The organism is Nannocystis exedens, from assembly GCF_002343915.1.
GTDB classification, from domain to species: domain Bacteria; phylum Myxococcota_A; class Polyangia; order Nannocystales; family Nannocystaceae; genus Nannocystis; species Nannocystis exedens.
In genome coordinates this window covers 2,021,895-2,035,229 of record NZ_NETK01000001.1, presented here as the reverse complement: position 1 = coordinate 2,035,229, position 13,335 = coordinate 2,021,895, and the positions used below count along the sequence as shown (strand labels likewise).

General features: G+C 72.1%; 9 protein-coding genes. 6 read left to right on the top strand and 3 right to left on the bottom strand.

The annotated features are described in order from the left end of the window. The first annotated feature begins 111 nt into the window (after positions 1-111). Positions 112-1,470 carry an FG-GAP repeat domain-containing protein gene (locus NAEX_RS07930; RefSeq protein ID WP_096326908.1) on the top strand — a complete coding sequence of 453 codons (1,359 nt, stop codon included), beginning with the start codon at positions 112-114 and terminating at the stop codon, positions 1,468-1,470. Between the two features lie 18 nt (positions 1,471-1,488). Here the strand turns inward: NAEX_RS07930 and NAEX_RS07925 are convergent, their stop codons facing one another. Together NAEX_RS07925 and NAEX_RS07920 are read right to left on the bottom strand one after the other, a co-directional pair. Further along, a complete protein-coding gene (locus NAEX_RS07925; RefSeq protein WP_096326907.1) occupies positions 1,489-2,490 on the bottom strand; it encodes an isopenicillin N synthase family dioxygenase in 1,002 nt (333 codons plus the stop codon). Next, positions 2,487-3,776, bottom strand: a complete 1,290-nt coding sequence (locus tag NAEX_RS07920; protein WP_143140872.1) for a PAS domain-containing protein — start codon at positions 3,774-3,776, stop codon at positions 2,487-2,489. The genes NAEX_RS07925 and NAEX_RS07920 overlap by 4 nt, the downstream gene beginning before the upstream one ends. Before the next feature lie 754 nt (positions 3,777-4,530). Between NAEX_RS07920 and NAEX_RS07915 the strand changes: the two genes are divergently transcribed. The 5 genes from NAEX_RS07915 (at position 4,531) to NAEX_RS07900 (ending at position 11,215) form a co-directional block, all read left to right on the top strand. Further along, a complete protein-coding gene (locus NAEX_RS07915; protein ID WP_096326905.1) occupies positions 4,531-7,491 on the top strand; it encodes a carboxypeptidase regulatory-like domain-containing protein in 2,961 nt (986 codons plus the stop codon). Between the two features lie 306 nt (positions 7,492-7,797). Next, the gene (locus NAEX_RS49810) at positions 7,798-7,944 is read left to right on the top strand and encodes a hypothetical protein (protein ID WP_170135546.1); all 147 of its coding nucleotides are present in this window, start codon (positions 7,798-7,800) and stop codon (positions 7,942-7,944) included. Positions 7,945-7,965: 21 nt separating this feature from the next. Next, a complete protein-coding gene (gene dctP / locus NAEX_RS07910) occupies positions 7,966-8,811 on the top strand; it encodes a TRAP transporter substrate-binding protein DctP (RefSeq protein WP_096326904.1) in 846 nt (281 codons plus the stop codon). Between the two features lie 328 nt (positions 8,812-9,139). Next, a complete protein-coding gene (locus NAEX_RS07905) occupies positions 9,140-10,267 on the top strand; it encodes a beta propeller repeat protein (protein WP_096326903.1) in 1,128 nt (375 codons plus the stop codon). A gap of 219 nt (positions 10,268-10,486) precedes the next feature. Then, on the top strand, positions 10,487-11,215 hold the full coding sequence (locus tag NAEX_RS07900) for a class I SAM-dependent methyltransferase (RefSeq protein ID WP_096333550.1): 729 nt from the start codon (positions 10,487-10,489) through the stop codon (positions 11,213-11,215). A 355-nt stretch (positions 11,216-11,570) separates the two neighbouring features. Here NAEX_RS07900 and NAEX_RS07895 read toward each other — a convergent pair whose 3' ends face one another. Beyond that, on the bottom strand, positions 11,571-12,917 hold the full coding sequence (locus NAEX_RS07895; RefSeq protein WP_096326902.1) for a serine/threonine protein kinase: 1,347 nt from the start codon (positions 12,915-12,917) through the stop codon (positions 11,571-11,573). Positions 12,918-13,335 lie beyond the last annotated feature (418 nt).

The window sequence follows — 13,335 nt, the reverse complement described above, 5'->3', positions numbered from 1 at the left end:
TATTGGCCGCGGGCGGGACGATCCATCACTTTTCTTGGGGTGAGCCGGCGCGGCTTGTCGGGGCCGGCGGGCCGGGCAAGACTGACAGTGATGACAACGATGCAAATTGCGATGCGGCATGTCGGCTGGATCTTCCTCGGGCTGTGCGCCTGCCCGCCCCCCGACGACGGCGAGCCCACCACCAGCACGAGCGGCGAGGAGAGCACGAGCAGCACGAGCAGCACGAGCGGCGGGGACACCTCGAGCACGAGCGGGGACACGAGCACGAGCGGGGACACGAGCACGAGCGGGGACACGAGCACGAGCGGGGACACGAGCACGAGCGGGGACACGAGCACGGGCGGGGAGCCGGCGTGCGTCCAGAGCTGGGTGGCCCCCGACATCGAGACTTGCTACGCGCCGGCGGTGCCGTACGTGCAGGTGCCCGGGGTGGGGCTGGTGCTGGCCGGCGACGTCGATCAGGACGGTCACGCCGACGTGATCGCGCCGGGGGCCGCGGGCGGGATCGCGGTGCTGCTCGGCGACGGCGCCGGCGGGCTCGCGGCGCCGGTGTTCACGGCCGTCGATGCGCCGACCAGCGCGGCGCTCGGCGACTTCGACGCCGACGGGTTGCCCGACCTCGTGGTCAGCTTCGCCGGCGCCGCGCCGCGCATCGACCTGCTGCTCGGCGACGGCGCCGGCGGGTTCGTGGTCGAGGAGTCGTTCGCCAGCGGGCCGACGGTGGGGACGCACCTGGCGACCGGCGACTTCGACGGCGACGGCGACCTCGACGCGGTGGCGATCCACCAGGGCGTCAGCAACACCACGCCCAAGCGGCTGAGCTCCATCACCAGCGCCGGGTCGGCCGCCTGGACCTACGCGGCCCAGCCGCTGACGATGTTCGTCGCCGACGTCATCTACAGCGCGTGGACACCCTACCTCGGGATCGGCGAATTCGACGGCGAGCACCTCGACGTGATCGTCGCCACCGATCGCAGCGTCGAACAGCCGCACCGGCTGCGCAGCGACGGGCTCGGCGGCTTCACCTACCTGGGCAAGCTGGTGCCGAACAACTGGCTGCTCGGGTCGCTGCCGATCGTGCCGCTCGACGTCGACGGCGACGGCGACAACGACATCATCGTCGCCGACAAGGCCGGCACGGCGGCGCTGCGCTACGTCGAGAACCTCGGCGGCGACACGTGGGCGGCGCCGGTGATAAGCTCGTTGCCCGGGCCCGGCAAGCAGCAGCTCGCGGTCGGCTCGCTGATCCACGAGCCGCGGCCCGACCTGGTGTACACCGGCAACCAGGGCGAGACGCTGGTGCGCACGATCGAGGAGGACGGGGACATCGTCGCCCCCAACCTGCCCGGCTTCGGCATCGGCTACGTCCGCGGCTTCGCGCTCGCCGACCTGAACGAGGACGGCTGGTCCGACTTCGTGTCCGTCGGCGTCGCCGCCCCGAATACGCTGTCGGTGCGGCTGTCGCTGTAGGCGGCCTCGCGTCCGCGCTCACACGTTGAGGTTCTTGGCCTTGGTCATCTTCATGAACAGGTGCTCGCCCGAGGTGGTGCGGGCGTACTTCGGCGGGTTGGCGGGGCCGCAGCAGCTCGCCAGGGGGATGACCTCGGCGTCGTAATTGGGCTGGTGGAAGAACGCCAGCGATTGCCGGCGAGTGTCACCAATGGCGTCGGGCGGCGGGTTGGTGACCCGGTGCATGGACGAGCGCCAGCGATCATTGGTCCACTGGGCCATGAGATCGCCGACGTTCATGACGAACGCGTCGGCGGGCACCCGCACGGGGGCCCACGAGCCGTCGTCGCGCTGGACCTCGAGGCCGCCGGGGGCGTCGGCCATGCTGAGCAGGGTCAGGCTGCCGTAGTCGGTGTGGGCGCCGGCGCGGAGCTGGCCGGGCTGCGGCGGGGTCGACGGGTGCGGGTAATTGAGGGCGCGCAGGCAGCTGATGTTGCGGTCGATTTTGTCGTCGAAGAACTCGCGCGGGAGCGCCAGCGCGGTCGCGAACGCGCGCATCAGTCGCCAGGCGACGCGGTCCATCTGACGGTAGAACTCGGCCCAGCTGGCCGCGAATTCGGGCACCTCGGCCGGCCAGGTCGGGTCGGGCATGTACATCCGACCGAGCTGCGAGGTGAAGTAGGGCTCGTCGCCGCGGTCGATGCGGCCGACGGTGTACGTCTCCTTGAAGTCGGGCGCCGCCTCCTGGTCCAGCGAATAGGACAGGCCCTCCGCCCCGAGGCCGCGATAGCCGACGAAGCCGCCGGGCGGGGCGGCGTAGCGCTCGCGCGTCGCCAGGTCGAGGTCGAAGAAGGCGCGGGCGCTGCGGTGCGCCGCGTCGATCACCGCCTGCGGCACGCCGTGGCCGACGACGACCACGAAGCCGAGGTCACGGCAGGCGCGGTCGAACGCGGCGGCGACCTCGGCCGCGCCTGGCGCGTCGCCGTCGCCGAAGGGGCCGAGGTCGATGACGGGGATCTCCGCAATGATGGCGCTGCTCATGCTCCATGCTCCCCTGCCGCGATGCGGCGGTTGCCGGTCTTGCGCTCGCGGATCCGCGTGAGCGCGTGGCCGATCCCGTGCTGCAAGGTCTGGCGGACGGTGAGCCGGCGCAGCGGCGCGTCGAGGTCGGCCATCACTCTGGCCAGCTCGGGCGAGATGCCGGTCAGCACCGCCTCGGCCCCGAGCATGCGCATGGCCCGGACCGTCTGCATCAACGCGTCGACGATCGCCGGATCGATCTGGCGTACGCCGGTGAGGTCGAGGATGACGACCGCGGCGCGGGTCGCCGTGATCCGCTCCAGCACGGCGCCGGCGATCTGTTGATTGCGCTCGTGGTCGATGGCGCCGATCAGCGGCACCGCGAGCACGCCCTCGGCGATCGGGATGATCGGGGTCGACAGCTCGAGCAGCGTCGACCGCTGGGCCCGGATGATCTCCTCCTGCAGCCGGAGGTGCTCGCCCTCGGCGCGGCGCATGTCGGTGACGTCGGTGGCGACCGTGCCGACGGCGTCGATCTCGCCGTCGTCGTTGCGGATCGGGAACATGTGGGTGAGAAACACCTTGGTGCTGCCCTCCCACGGGACGGTCTGCTCGAGCACCAAGGTGCCGCCGCTGCGGAACACCTGCGTGGTGGTGTCCATCATCGCCTCGGCCGCGCCCGGGGGCAGGATCTGCGGGACCCGCTTGCCGAGCACCTCCGCCGGCGTGCGCCCGACCTGGCGCGCGGCCTCGTTGCTGACGAGGACGTACTTGTGCGCGGCGTCGGTGGCGAGGATCGCCAGCGGCGCGTTCTCGACGATCGCCTGCAGGAGCGAGCGCGTGGCCTGCAGCGAGGCCTCGGCCCGCCGCTGTTTGGTGAGGTCGGTCGAGATCCCGCCCTGCGCGATCAGCCGACCGGCGGCGTCGAGCACCGGGAACTTGTAGGAGCGAAAGACGTGCATCCCGTCCTCCTGCGGGAGCAGCTCCTCCTGGGTGACCGTCGCAAGGCCCTCGACGACCTGCCGGTCGGCGACGCGAAAGGCCTCGTAAACCTCTTTCGGGAACACGTCCGAATCGCGGCGGCCGATCACGTTCTCGCGCGACAGACCGGTCATTTTCTCGTACGTGTCGTTGATATGCGTAAAAGTACCGGTCGCGTCGCGTAGGTAGATCACGGAATCGACGTGGTCGATGGTGGTCTGCAGCAGGCGCTCGAGCCGCTGGCGGTCGTCGTCCTGCTCGGCGATCCGGCGGCGAAGAGCAGCGTTCTCCGCCTGTAGGCGGGCGATCTCGGCATTCTCACTCATCGGCTCCGCCGACTTGAACACACGCCGCCGGGCCCGCGACGACGCATTGGCTCCGGGGCATGCGAGCTTGCCTGAGGTCCTGAGACCCCAGTGTGCGCGGCCGAACAGGCGTGAACGTCGCTGCGTGCGCTCCTCGAATGGTGCACTCGAGTACGCGAGAGCCGACGGTCGGCAAGAGGCGGGGGCGATTGGACCGATCGCCGCCGTCGGCAGGCGCGCAGGAGCGGCGCAATCGTCCGACAGGCTGCGGCGCGCCTACGAGGATCCATGAGTGCATTCACCGAGTCGGCGCGGCGGTCTGCATCGCCGCGCTCGCGTCGTCGGAGCGATCGCCGGTGGAACCGCCCGCCTCGCCGCTCGTGCTGGTGCGCATGTCGACGCACGAGCGCGAGCGACGAGCGCCGGTCGGCGCATCACCGGCGCGGGCTGGCGATACGCGAGGGTGCGGGTCCAATGGTGGGTGCGAAAATCATGGGAGTCGGCGCGGCACCCGGCGATCGAAAATCATGGGTGTCGGCCGATGTTTCCGACATGTGTGAATCCTATCATGGCCCGGCGCGCGCCTCCGCGCGCGGGCCGAAGACCGCGCGCAGACGGGTTTGGCGGCGCTTTGCGGCGGCGGGGAGGGCGCGTAGGCTGCTCGCTCGGCGTCCGGCGGGGGGTCGCGGGCGCGCGATTCGTGTTACGGTGACGCTGCGCGCGGCTGGTCGGAGCTGGACAAACGTGCAAGGCCGCCGTGTGCAGGATCTCAGGCATGAGCCAGACGACACGGAAGTTCGTGACCGCGGCGGCGATCGGGGCGATCGCGCTGCTCCTGTGGTGGTGGGCGGGGCGGCGAGGCGAGGAGTCGGCGGGGCCCGCCGAGGCGGCAGGGGCGAGCGGGGGGCCGGCGATCGACGTCGGACCGCTGGTCGACGAGGCGAGGCTAGCGCGTCTCGACCCGCGCCTCGCCGAGCGCGCGGCGATCTCGGGCCGCGTACACGAGGCGGACGGCCGCGGGATCGCCGGCGCGACGGTGTGCGCGGGCAGCTCGGCGCCCGGGCTGGGCAGCGCGGAACGGGCGGCCCGCACGTGCACGACGAGCGCGGCCGACGGCTTTTACCGGATCGAGGGGCTGTTGCCGGTGCCGCAATTCGTCCACGCGAGCGCGCCGGGGCACGTGCCGGGGCAGCATCGAGCGGGGCCCGGCCGGCGCGCGCGGACGCTGGTGACGCTGCGCGCGGGCCAGGTGACGACGGGGATCGACGTGGTGCTGGCGTCCGGCGGGGTCGAGCTGAAGGGCGTGGTGCGCGACCTCAGCGGCGGCGAGCTCGAGGGGGCGCTGGTGTCGTCCGGCTTCGCGTACGCGCGCTCGGGCGCCGACGGGACGTTCACGCTGTGGGTGGCGCCGGGCGAAACCTACCTCGATGCCCGGGCCGACGGCTACGCGAAGGGCTGGATGATGGGCGTGGCGCCGGGGATGACGTTCGAGATCGCGTTGACGCCGGAGTCGGTGCTGGTCGGTCGAGTGGTGCGCGCGGAGGACGGGGCGCCGGTGGCCGGCGCGAGCGTGTACGCGGAGAAGCACCTCGAGTCGTCTTCGCAGGCGGTCACCGACGCGAACGGGAATTTCCGCATCGAGGGCCTGAAGCCGGGGGCCTATCGCCTGGAGGCGTTCCACGACGAGGCCTACGGCACCGGCCCGGAGAGCGCGGTGCTCGGGCTCGGCGAGACGTCGGAGCCGATCGTGATCAAGGCGCACCCGGCGTTCCTGGTCGAAGGGACAGTCACGATCGCGGGCGGCGGATCATGCGAGCAAGGCTGGGTCCGCCTCAGCGACAAGGCGGTCGGGACGCGCGGCGGCCAGGTCGACGCCGACGGGCTGGTGCGGATCCGCGGGGTCCTGCCGGGGACGTACGAGCCGCAGGTCGAGTGCGACACGTACGTGGCCGAGGCGTCGTACGAGCCGGTCGCGGTGGTCGACGCGCCGATCCGCGGGCTGCGCTGGCAGGTGCAGCCGGGCCAGGCGATCCGCGGGCGGGTGGTGCTGTCCGGAGGGACAGCCGCGCGCGGGCTCCACGTCGGCGCCGAGCCGCAGGTCGATCCGTCGACGCCGCGGGCCCGGACGACCCGCGCGTGGTCCGAGCCGACCGCGGACGACGGCCGCTTCGAGCTGCTCGGGCTGCTGCCGGGGCGCTATCGCGTGAGCGCGTCGTCGGGCGAGCAGCCGCGGCTGGATCCGCCGGTCGACGTCGAATTGCCCGAAGGACAGGACCTCGAGGACATCCTGGTGACGCTGCCGGCCACCGGCGAGCTGCGCGGGACGGTCAAGGACAGCGAGGGGCTGCCGGTCCAGGGCGTCGAGGTGACGCTGCGCGGCGGGCAGGAGTGGCTGCCGACCACACGGACGCTCGACGACGGCAGCTTTCGCCTGCCGCACGTGCCTGCCGGCGAGTACCGGGTGCAGGCGGTGAGCGCGTGGACGCCGCTGCAGGCGCCGGGGACCACCGACGACGACGTGCAGGGGAAGGCGGTGACGATCGCCACGGGCGAGGTGCGCGAGGTGCAATTGGTGGTGGAGTCGCAGCACGGGCGGATCGTCGGGCGCGTGGTCGACTCCGCCGGCGGGCCGCTGTCGGACGCGTTCGTCGAGGCGACGCGCGAGAGCGACAGCGCGGCGGCCGGGGCCGGCGACGCGCTCCGCGACTCGCGCTGGACGTTCGGCGGGGCCGAGACGCGCAAGTTGACCGACCAGGACGGCCGCTTCGAGCTGACGCGGCTGGGCGACGGCAACTACACGCTGGTCGCCCAGCGGCGCGGCGGCGGCGAGGGCTCGGTCGAGCACGTGAAGACCGGCAGCGAGGTCGAGATCCGGATCGCCGACGCCGGATCGATCTCCGGGACGGTGCGGATCCAGGGCGGCGGCACGCCGCAGGAGTTCGAGGTGACGCTGAACGATCCGAGCACGGGCTGGCGCAGCGGCGACAAATTCTTTCGGACAGGTGGCGTGTTTCGCTTCCCCGAGGTGCCGCGCGGCAACTACAGCGTGATCGTCGAGGCGGCCGAGGGCGCCGTCTCGACCAAGACGAGCGTGAGCGAGGGCGGGCGCGCCGAGGTGCAGGTCGAGCTGCTGCCGCTGCTGACGGTGCGCGGGCGGGTGGTCGACGCGTTGTCGGGCGAGCCGGTGCCGGGCATGGAGGTGCGGATCCGGGCCCGCGGGCAGGTGCAGATGTTCACGCTGTACGACCAGACGCCGAAGGGCCAGACGTCCGACGAGCAGGGCCGCTTCGAGGTCGAGAAGGTGGCGGCCGGGGCGGCCCAGGCGGTCGTGCTGCCCAAGGATTGGGTCGACAACGGATATGGATGGTCGACGATCGCGCTGGATGTGCCGAGCACCGGGGCGACGGCGGTCGAATTGCCGCCGCTGAAGATCGCCAAGAAGCGGCGCAACGAGAACGAGGCGCCCGGCGATCTGGGGCTGCGCGTGCGCCCGCCGGCGCCGGAGACGGAGCCGGGCGAGGCGAAGCTGATCGTGGCGGCGGTGCGCCCCGGCGGGCCGGCCATGCGCGCGGGGCTGCAGGTCGGCGACGAGATCGTCAGCATCGACGGGCAGGACGTGACGGGGGCGAACGGGTATCTGTTCCATGACCTGTCGGCAGTGCCCGCCGGGACGACGTTGAAGGTCGGGCTCGGGCGCGGGGCGACGATCGAGGTGGTGGCCGACGCGATGAAGTGACGCGGGAGGAGGGCCGGCAGCGTTCGTGCGAGTGCGCGCAATGCATTGCCCGCGGGCGGGCGGCGAGGCCGTGCACTGCCGCGTGTCGAGCGAACGGGTTTCGCCGGTCGACCTGCGGGCGAGGTTGCTGCTTCACCGCGAAGGTCAGAGCCGGGGCTGGCGTGGGGTGATTCGAGAGTGCCTCGCTGGGCGCCCCATGGGCGCCCGGCGTGCGCCCATTCCCCGGTTCTCGCAATCGGGATGGCGTGACGCTCCGCGGGTCGTTTCCGTGATCCGCGCCAATCGTGCCGCTGCTATCCTGGCGTCATGATCAAAGACTCGGTGAACGGACGCCGGTCGTGGTTGAAGGGGGTCGGGGCGCTCGCGCTGGTCGGCGCCGCGGGGCTGCCTCGCCGCGCCAGAGCGGCGGAGGTGCTGAAGATCGCGACGCTGTACCCGAAGGCGAGCCCGTAGGGGCAGGTCTGCGAGGTCTGGATCAAGGCCGTGAAGGAGAAGTCGGGCGGCCTGCTCGAGCTGCAGTGCTTCTATGGCGGCAGCAAGGGCGACGAGGTCGCGACGGTCGACCTGATGAAGAGCGGTCAGCTCGACGGCGTCGCCGTCTCGAGCGTCGGGCTCGCCAGGCTCCACAAGCCCGCGCTCGCCCTGCAGATGCCGGGCCTGTTCACCACGTGGGCGAAGCTCGACGCCGCCCGCGACGCGCTGGCCGGCGAGCTCGAGACGGGGCTCCGCAACGCCGGAGCCGGCCTCGTCGGCTGGTACGACGTCGGCATGGTGTCCGTCCTGTCGCGTGGCTTCCCGGTGCGGGCCCCCGCCAACCTCAAGGGCAAGAAGCCGTGGCTGTGGCGCGACGACCCGGTCGTGAAGGCGTTCTACCAGCGCATCGGCGGGGTGACGCCGGTGTCGCGGAGCGTCCTCGAGGTCCTGCCCCGGCTCTCGACCTCCGCGGTCGACGCGGTGCTGCAGTCGCCGCTCGCCGTCGAGCAGTTGCAGTGGGCGAGCAAGCTCGACACGATCACCGACCTCGTCGTCGGGCCCGGCGTCGGGGCCATCGTCCTGGCGCAGAAGCGACTGGACGCCCTGCCCGGCGACCTGCGGTCGGTCGTGCTGGACACCGGCAAGATCGCCGCCGCCGCGCTCAAGAACCGCATTCGCACCGAGGACGCGGCCGCGCTCGCGCGGCTCAAGACCAAGATGACGGTCGTCTCGCTCACCGCCGAAGAGCGCGGCTGGTGGAACGCGCGGTTCAAGGAGACGCGCCAACTCCTGGCCCAGGGCACGTTCTCCCCCGTGCTCGTGGCCAGGCTCGAGTCGATGGCCTGAGCGACCCGTCGCCCGTACACGCGCTCTCCTGAATCATCTGCGCTGGTCACGAGGGAGGCACGGTGCGCGCGAAATCCTTCGGCCCGATGCCGACGCTCTCGGTGAAGGCGCGGCGAAGATGCCGCGCCGTGACGCCGAGCCGCGCCGGGCTTCACCGCGGGCGTGGCGGCGTGTAGGGCTGCCGTCGCAGCGGGCCGCCGTGAGCCCCAGCACGCCGAGGAACAGCGTGCGTCGCATCGACGGGCGAGGTTGCCACGCCGACTCGCCGGCGTTCCAGCCGGCCCGTCATTCCTTGTGCGGCGGCGGCCGTTTCTTCATAGTTCGCGCGATGTGGACGCGTTCGCGGATCGCTGTCGTCGTGGCCGTGACGGTCGCCGGGTGCTCGAAACGCGAGGAGCCCGAGCCCGCGGCAGGGTCGGCGGCAGGGTCGGCGGCGGCGGTCGTGCCCGGCAACCCGAACGACGCGACGGATGAGTCCCTCCTCGCGACGGCCGAGGCGCTGGAGGCCGCGGCGCAGCGCGGCGACGTGCGATGGACGCGGACGGCGGGCCACGATCTGATGACGTTCAGCAAGGATGGTCGGCTGCAGCAGCAGCCGTTCCCGGCGCCGAAGCACGGCCACGGCGACAGCGTCAACGACGCCTGGCTCGCGCCCGACGGCACGCTGTTCACGGCCGGCGACATGATCACCGGTGTGCCGGGCCCGGATACCGGCGCGGTGCATCGGATGCTGCCGGGCGGCCCGCTCGAGCGCGTGCTCGAGCTGCCGGAGCGCGAGCTGTGGAGCGTGTGGGGCCGCAGCGCGAGCGACGTCTACGCGGTGGGCCCGAAGGTCGTCGTGCACTGGAACGGCGCCACGTGGTCCGAGCTGCCGATCGACGGCGTTGTCGGCGACATCAACAACGTGACGGGCACCGCGACCGAGCTGTGGATCGCCGGCGCGAACAACGACCCCGAGAGCAGCCGGATCTACCGGCTCACCGGCACGACGTGGCAGCGCGAGATCGAGGTCCCGTGCGTGTTGCGTGGGCTCAGCATCGTCAACGCGACGCTGTACGCGGGCGGCGCGTGCAACACGGTGTTCCGGCGCGGCTCCGACGGCACGTGGACGAACGAGCGCATCCCGCAGAGCTTCGTCTACGACCTCGTCGCCACCTCGGACTCGGTCGTGTACGCCGCCGCCACCCAGCTCCTGCGCCGCAACCTCGACGGCACCTGGGTCGTCGCCGACGCCGGTCTCCCGCGCGTCCACAGCGTGTACCCCGGACGCGGCGCCCAGATCTTCGCGGTCGGCAATTTCGAGTACCCCGGCAATTCCGCCATCTCCTTCGGCGCCGGCAACCGCTTCCAGATCTTCCCGCTCGGCGACTGTGACCACGTCACCGGCACGCCCGACCTCCTCCACTGCGTCCGCGAGCGGTTCGAGTCCTCCCCGCCGCCGCCCGATCTTCGCTGAGCCCCGCAGTCGGGCCACGTCGGCGTCACCCATGCCTCGGGCGAGATCGCTGGCGTCAATTGTATCGCCGAGTCTCGACCGTGGAGGTGGGACCGTCGGCTCGGGGCGATCGAAAGTTCGGCCGATCCGGCGTGAATCTTCGCCCTGTCGCCGGCCTGCGCCGCGCCGCATCCTCCGGTCGTGACCGTCCGCCTCGCGCGGGCGCCCGGAGGACACATCATGGCCCACGACCACGCCGCTCCCTTTGCTCACCCGATCGTGCCGGGCTTCGGCGCCGACCGAGCTGCGCATTACGACACCCAGGCCGCCGTCGCGCTCGCTGGCGCGCAAGCGATGTATGAGCTCGGCGTCAGCGCGCTCGCCAGCCAGCTGGATGGCCAGGAGGCGGCGTCCCTGCTGTTCGTCGGGCTGGGCACGGGTGCGGAGCTGGCGCCTTACAACCAGTTCGACGTCCCGGGCTGGCGCTTCACGGGCGTCGACCCGTCCGACGCCATGCTCGCGGTCGCCCGGGAGCGCCTGACAGCCGAGGGACTGCTCTCGCGGACGCACCTGCACGTCGGCGAGCTGCACAGCCTGCCTCCCGGACCCCCGTTCGACGGCGCGCAGATGCTGGGGGTGCTGCACCATGTGCCGGAGACGGAGCGCCTCGAGCTGCTGCGCGAGGTGACCCGGCGGCTCAAGCCAGGCGCGCCGCTCGTCGTGGGCTGCCGCGTCGGTATGGACCCGGTGCTGTGGGACGTGGAGCTGCGGCGGTGGCGTGCCCATGGGTTTCCTCAGGAAGAGCTGGAGCGTCGGCGTCAGGGCCTGATGATGATGCGGTTCATCGAGTCCGATGCTGCGCTGTTTGAATTGTTCGCGCGGTCAGGGCTGGTGGCACCGCGGCCAATTTTCGTCTCGCTGCAGTTCAAGGTGTTCCTCGTGCGCTGCGAGCCGGGCGCTGCGGACTGAGTCTCGGCCGCGATCGTCGCGGGCGCGCCGCGCTGCCTGGGCCCGCTGCGACGGTGCGGCCCTCGTCGCCCGTCACGGAGTGCCGGACGTCCAGGTCACCGGTGACGCCCAACGCGAGCATCATGACTGGATCTCGCTGGCGCCGGCGCCTCCGCTGCACGTGCAGCGGAGGAGGTCACCTCTCCCGCTGGCCGTGTTGAGCGGGCCCCTGGTGTCGAGCCGTCGAAGAGCTTCGCTGATGACGATGACGGGCGGGCATGGAGTCGAGGCCAGGCCCGCACGGCCCAGGCGGCGCGTTCGGGCTGCTGCCGCTCGCGTGGAGCGCAAGGCGGCGGCGAGGCCGACGGCGAGCCGCTCAGGCGCTGGAGACGATGATGCTGTCGTGCCGCTGGTCCGGCAGCACCAGCAATTCGATCTCGTCGCCAGGGCGCCACAGCCTCGCTACCGACGGGAACACTGTGTCGGCCCCGCGGTGCGTGACGCCCTCGAGCGTGAACTCGTAGGTGACCTCGATCCATTCGAGCGTGTCCTTTTGTACCTGCACGATCCGCCCCGACGCCGGGACCCCGCGCTCGAAGAACCCGCGCGCCCGGGCCCGGCGCGACGCGTGCCAGAGCGAGTACACCAGCGGCACGATCCCGAAGGTCACGAGCCCGAAGAGCACCGCCAGCATCCGCTGCGTCGCCGTCAGCGGCTGCGACGGCAGGCGGCCGGTGTATAGCATCTGCATGGGGCCGAGCACCACCTGGTCGAACCGTTTCCTGAGCTCGCCCTCGATCGCCCGCGGTCCGGGGGCCAGCGCCGTCGGCTGCACGCGCACGAGCGCGGCGGACCGCGGCGCCTCCGTCGCTCCGAGCGCCGGGGCCAGCAGCGCCTCCCGCACCTCGCCCGCCGACTGGTAGCGCGCCGACGCCGAGTGCGCGAGCAGCCGTACCAGCACGCCGCGCAGCACGGCCCCGCCGGGCAGGTCCGTCGGGACCTCGATGACTCCGTCGCGCGACGCGAACTCCGTCGGCCCGCGCCCGGTGATCACGTGCAGCAGGGTCGCCCCGAGCGCGTACAGGTCGCTGGCCGGGCTGGCCTGGCCCATGTACTGCTCGTACGGCATGTAGCCGACCGTGCCGACCACCGTCGAGCCGCCCTCCGTGGCCGTGCGGAACACCGTGCGCACGGCCCCGAAGTCGACCAGCGCCGGCGCCCCGTCGGGCCGGACGATCACGTTCGCGGGCTTGATGTCGCGGTGCAGCACTGGCGGCACGCGGGCGTGCAGGTACTCGAGGATGTCGAGCAGGCCCAGCGCCAGCCGCAGCAGCGCCGGCGGGTCGAGGCCGGCGCGCTCCTCGATCCGCTGCTCGAGCGAGGTGCCCGCGACGTACTCCATCACCAGGTACGCGAGCACCACCCCATCCGCGGTCACGCGCAGGTGCTCGAAGATCTCCGGGATCCCGTGGTGCCGCAGCGAGCGCAGGACCGCTGCCTCGCGCTCGAACAGCTCGAACGCCTTCCAGCCGTGCTCGCCCTCGACGCGCATCTGCTTGAGCGCCACCTCGCGATCGCCGGCGGTCGTGTCGACCGCGAGGTACGTGTGCCCGAACGATCCGCGCCCGAGCGCCCGCACCACGCGGTAGCGCTCCGCGACCACGTCTCCCGGCGAGAGGGCCCGCGCCGGGCGCGACGGAAGTGCGGGGTTGTCGACGGACACGTGCGCAGGGTATCACCCCACGTCCGAGTCCACGCGGCGATCCCACCGATCCGCGAGACGCCCGCCCGCGGCGAGGCGCTCGGCGATCGCCGGGGAGGACCGCCGGCCCCGCGCGGCGCTCCGGCGATCCGCGTGGCACGGCAGTCCTCGGGCCTCTCATGACTCGTCGCTCATCGGCGATTCCCCGGGGCGGCCTCGAGTGGAGCCGTTTCAACCCCAAGTCACGCGCCGAGTTGCCCGTGCTGCTCGGCCCGTCGCGATCCTGGTGCCGGACTCGACGGTCGCGGTGCGGGTAGCGATGGCTCGGCGCGCGCTTGTTCCGGCTCGACGCGTGAGTCGGCCGGCCAACGCCCTCGGCGTCATCCGACACGAAGGGCTACGCGGGGCGTCTCTCGTCGGGCGCCGCAGGAACAGGGCG

Bases quoted from the DNA above. Each gene is read 5' to 3' on its own strand.
- NAEX_RS07930 (WP_096326908.1), top strand. From the start codon at position 112: ATGCGGCATGTCGGCTGGATCTTCCTCGGGCTGTGCGCCTGCCCGCCC.
- NAEX_RS07925 (WP_096326907.1), bottom strand. From the start codon at position 2,490: ATGAGCAGCGCCATCATTGCGGAGATCCCCGTCATCGACCTCGGCCCC.
- NAEX_RS07920 (WP_143140872.1), bottom strand. From the start codon at position 3,776: ATGAGTGAGAATGCCGAGATCGCCCGCCTACAGGCGGAGAACGCTGCT.
- NAEX_RS07915 (WP_096326905.1), top strand. From the start codon at position 4,531: ATGAGCCAGACGACACGGAAGTTCGTGACCGCGGCGGCGATCGGGGCG.
- NAEX_RS49810 (WP_170135546.1), top strand. From the start codon at position 7,798: ATGATCAAAGACTCGGTGAACGGACGCCGGTCGTGGTTGAAGGGGGTC.
- NAEX_RS07905 (WP_096326903.1), top strand. From the start codon at position 9,140: ATGTGGACGCGTTCGCGGATCGCTGTCGTCGTGGCCGTGACGGTCGCC.
- NAEX_RS07900 (WP_096333550.1), top strand. From the start codon at position 10,487: ATGGCCCACGACCACGCCGCTCCCTTTGCTCACCCGATCGTGCCGGGC.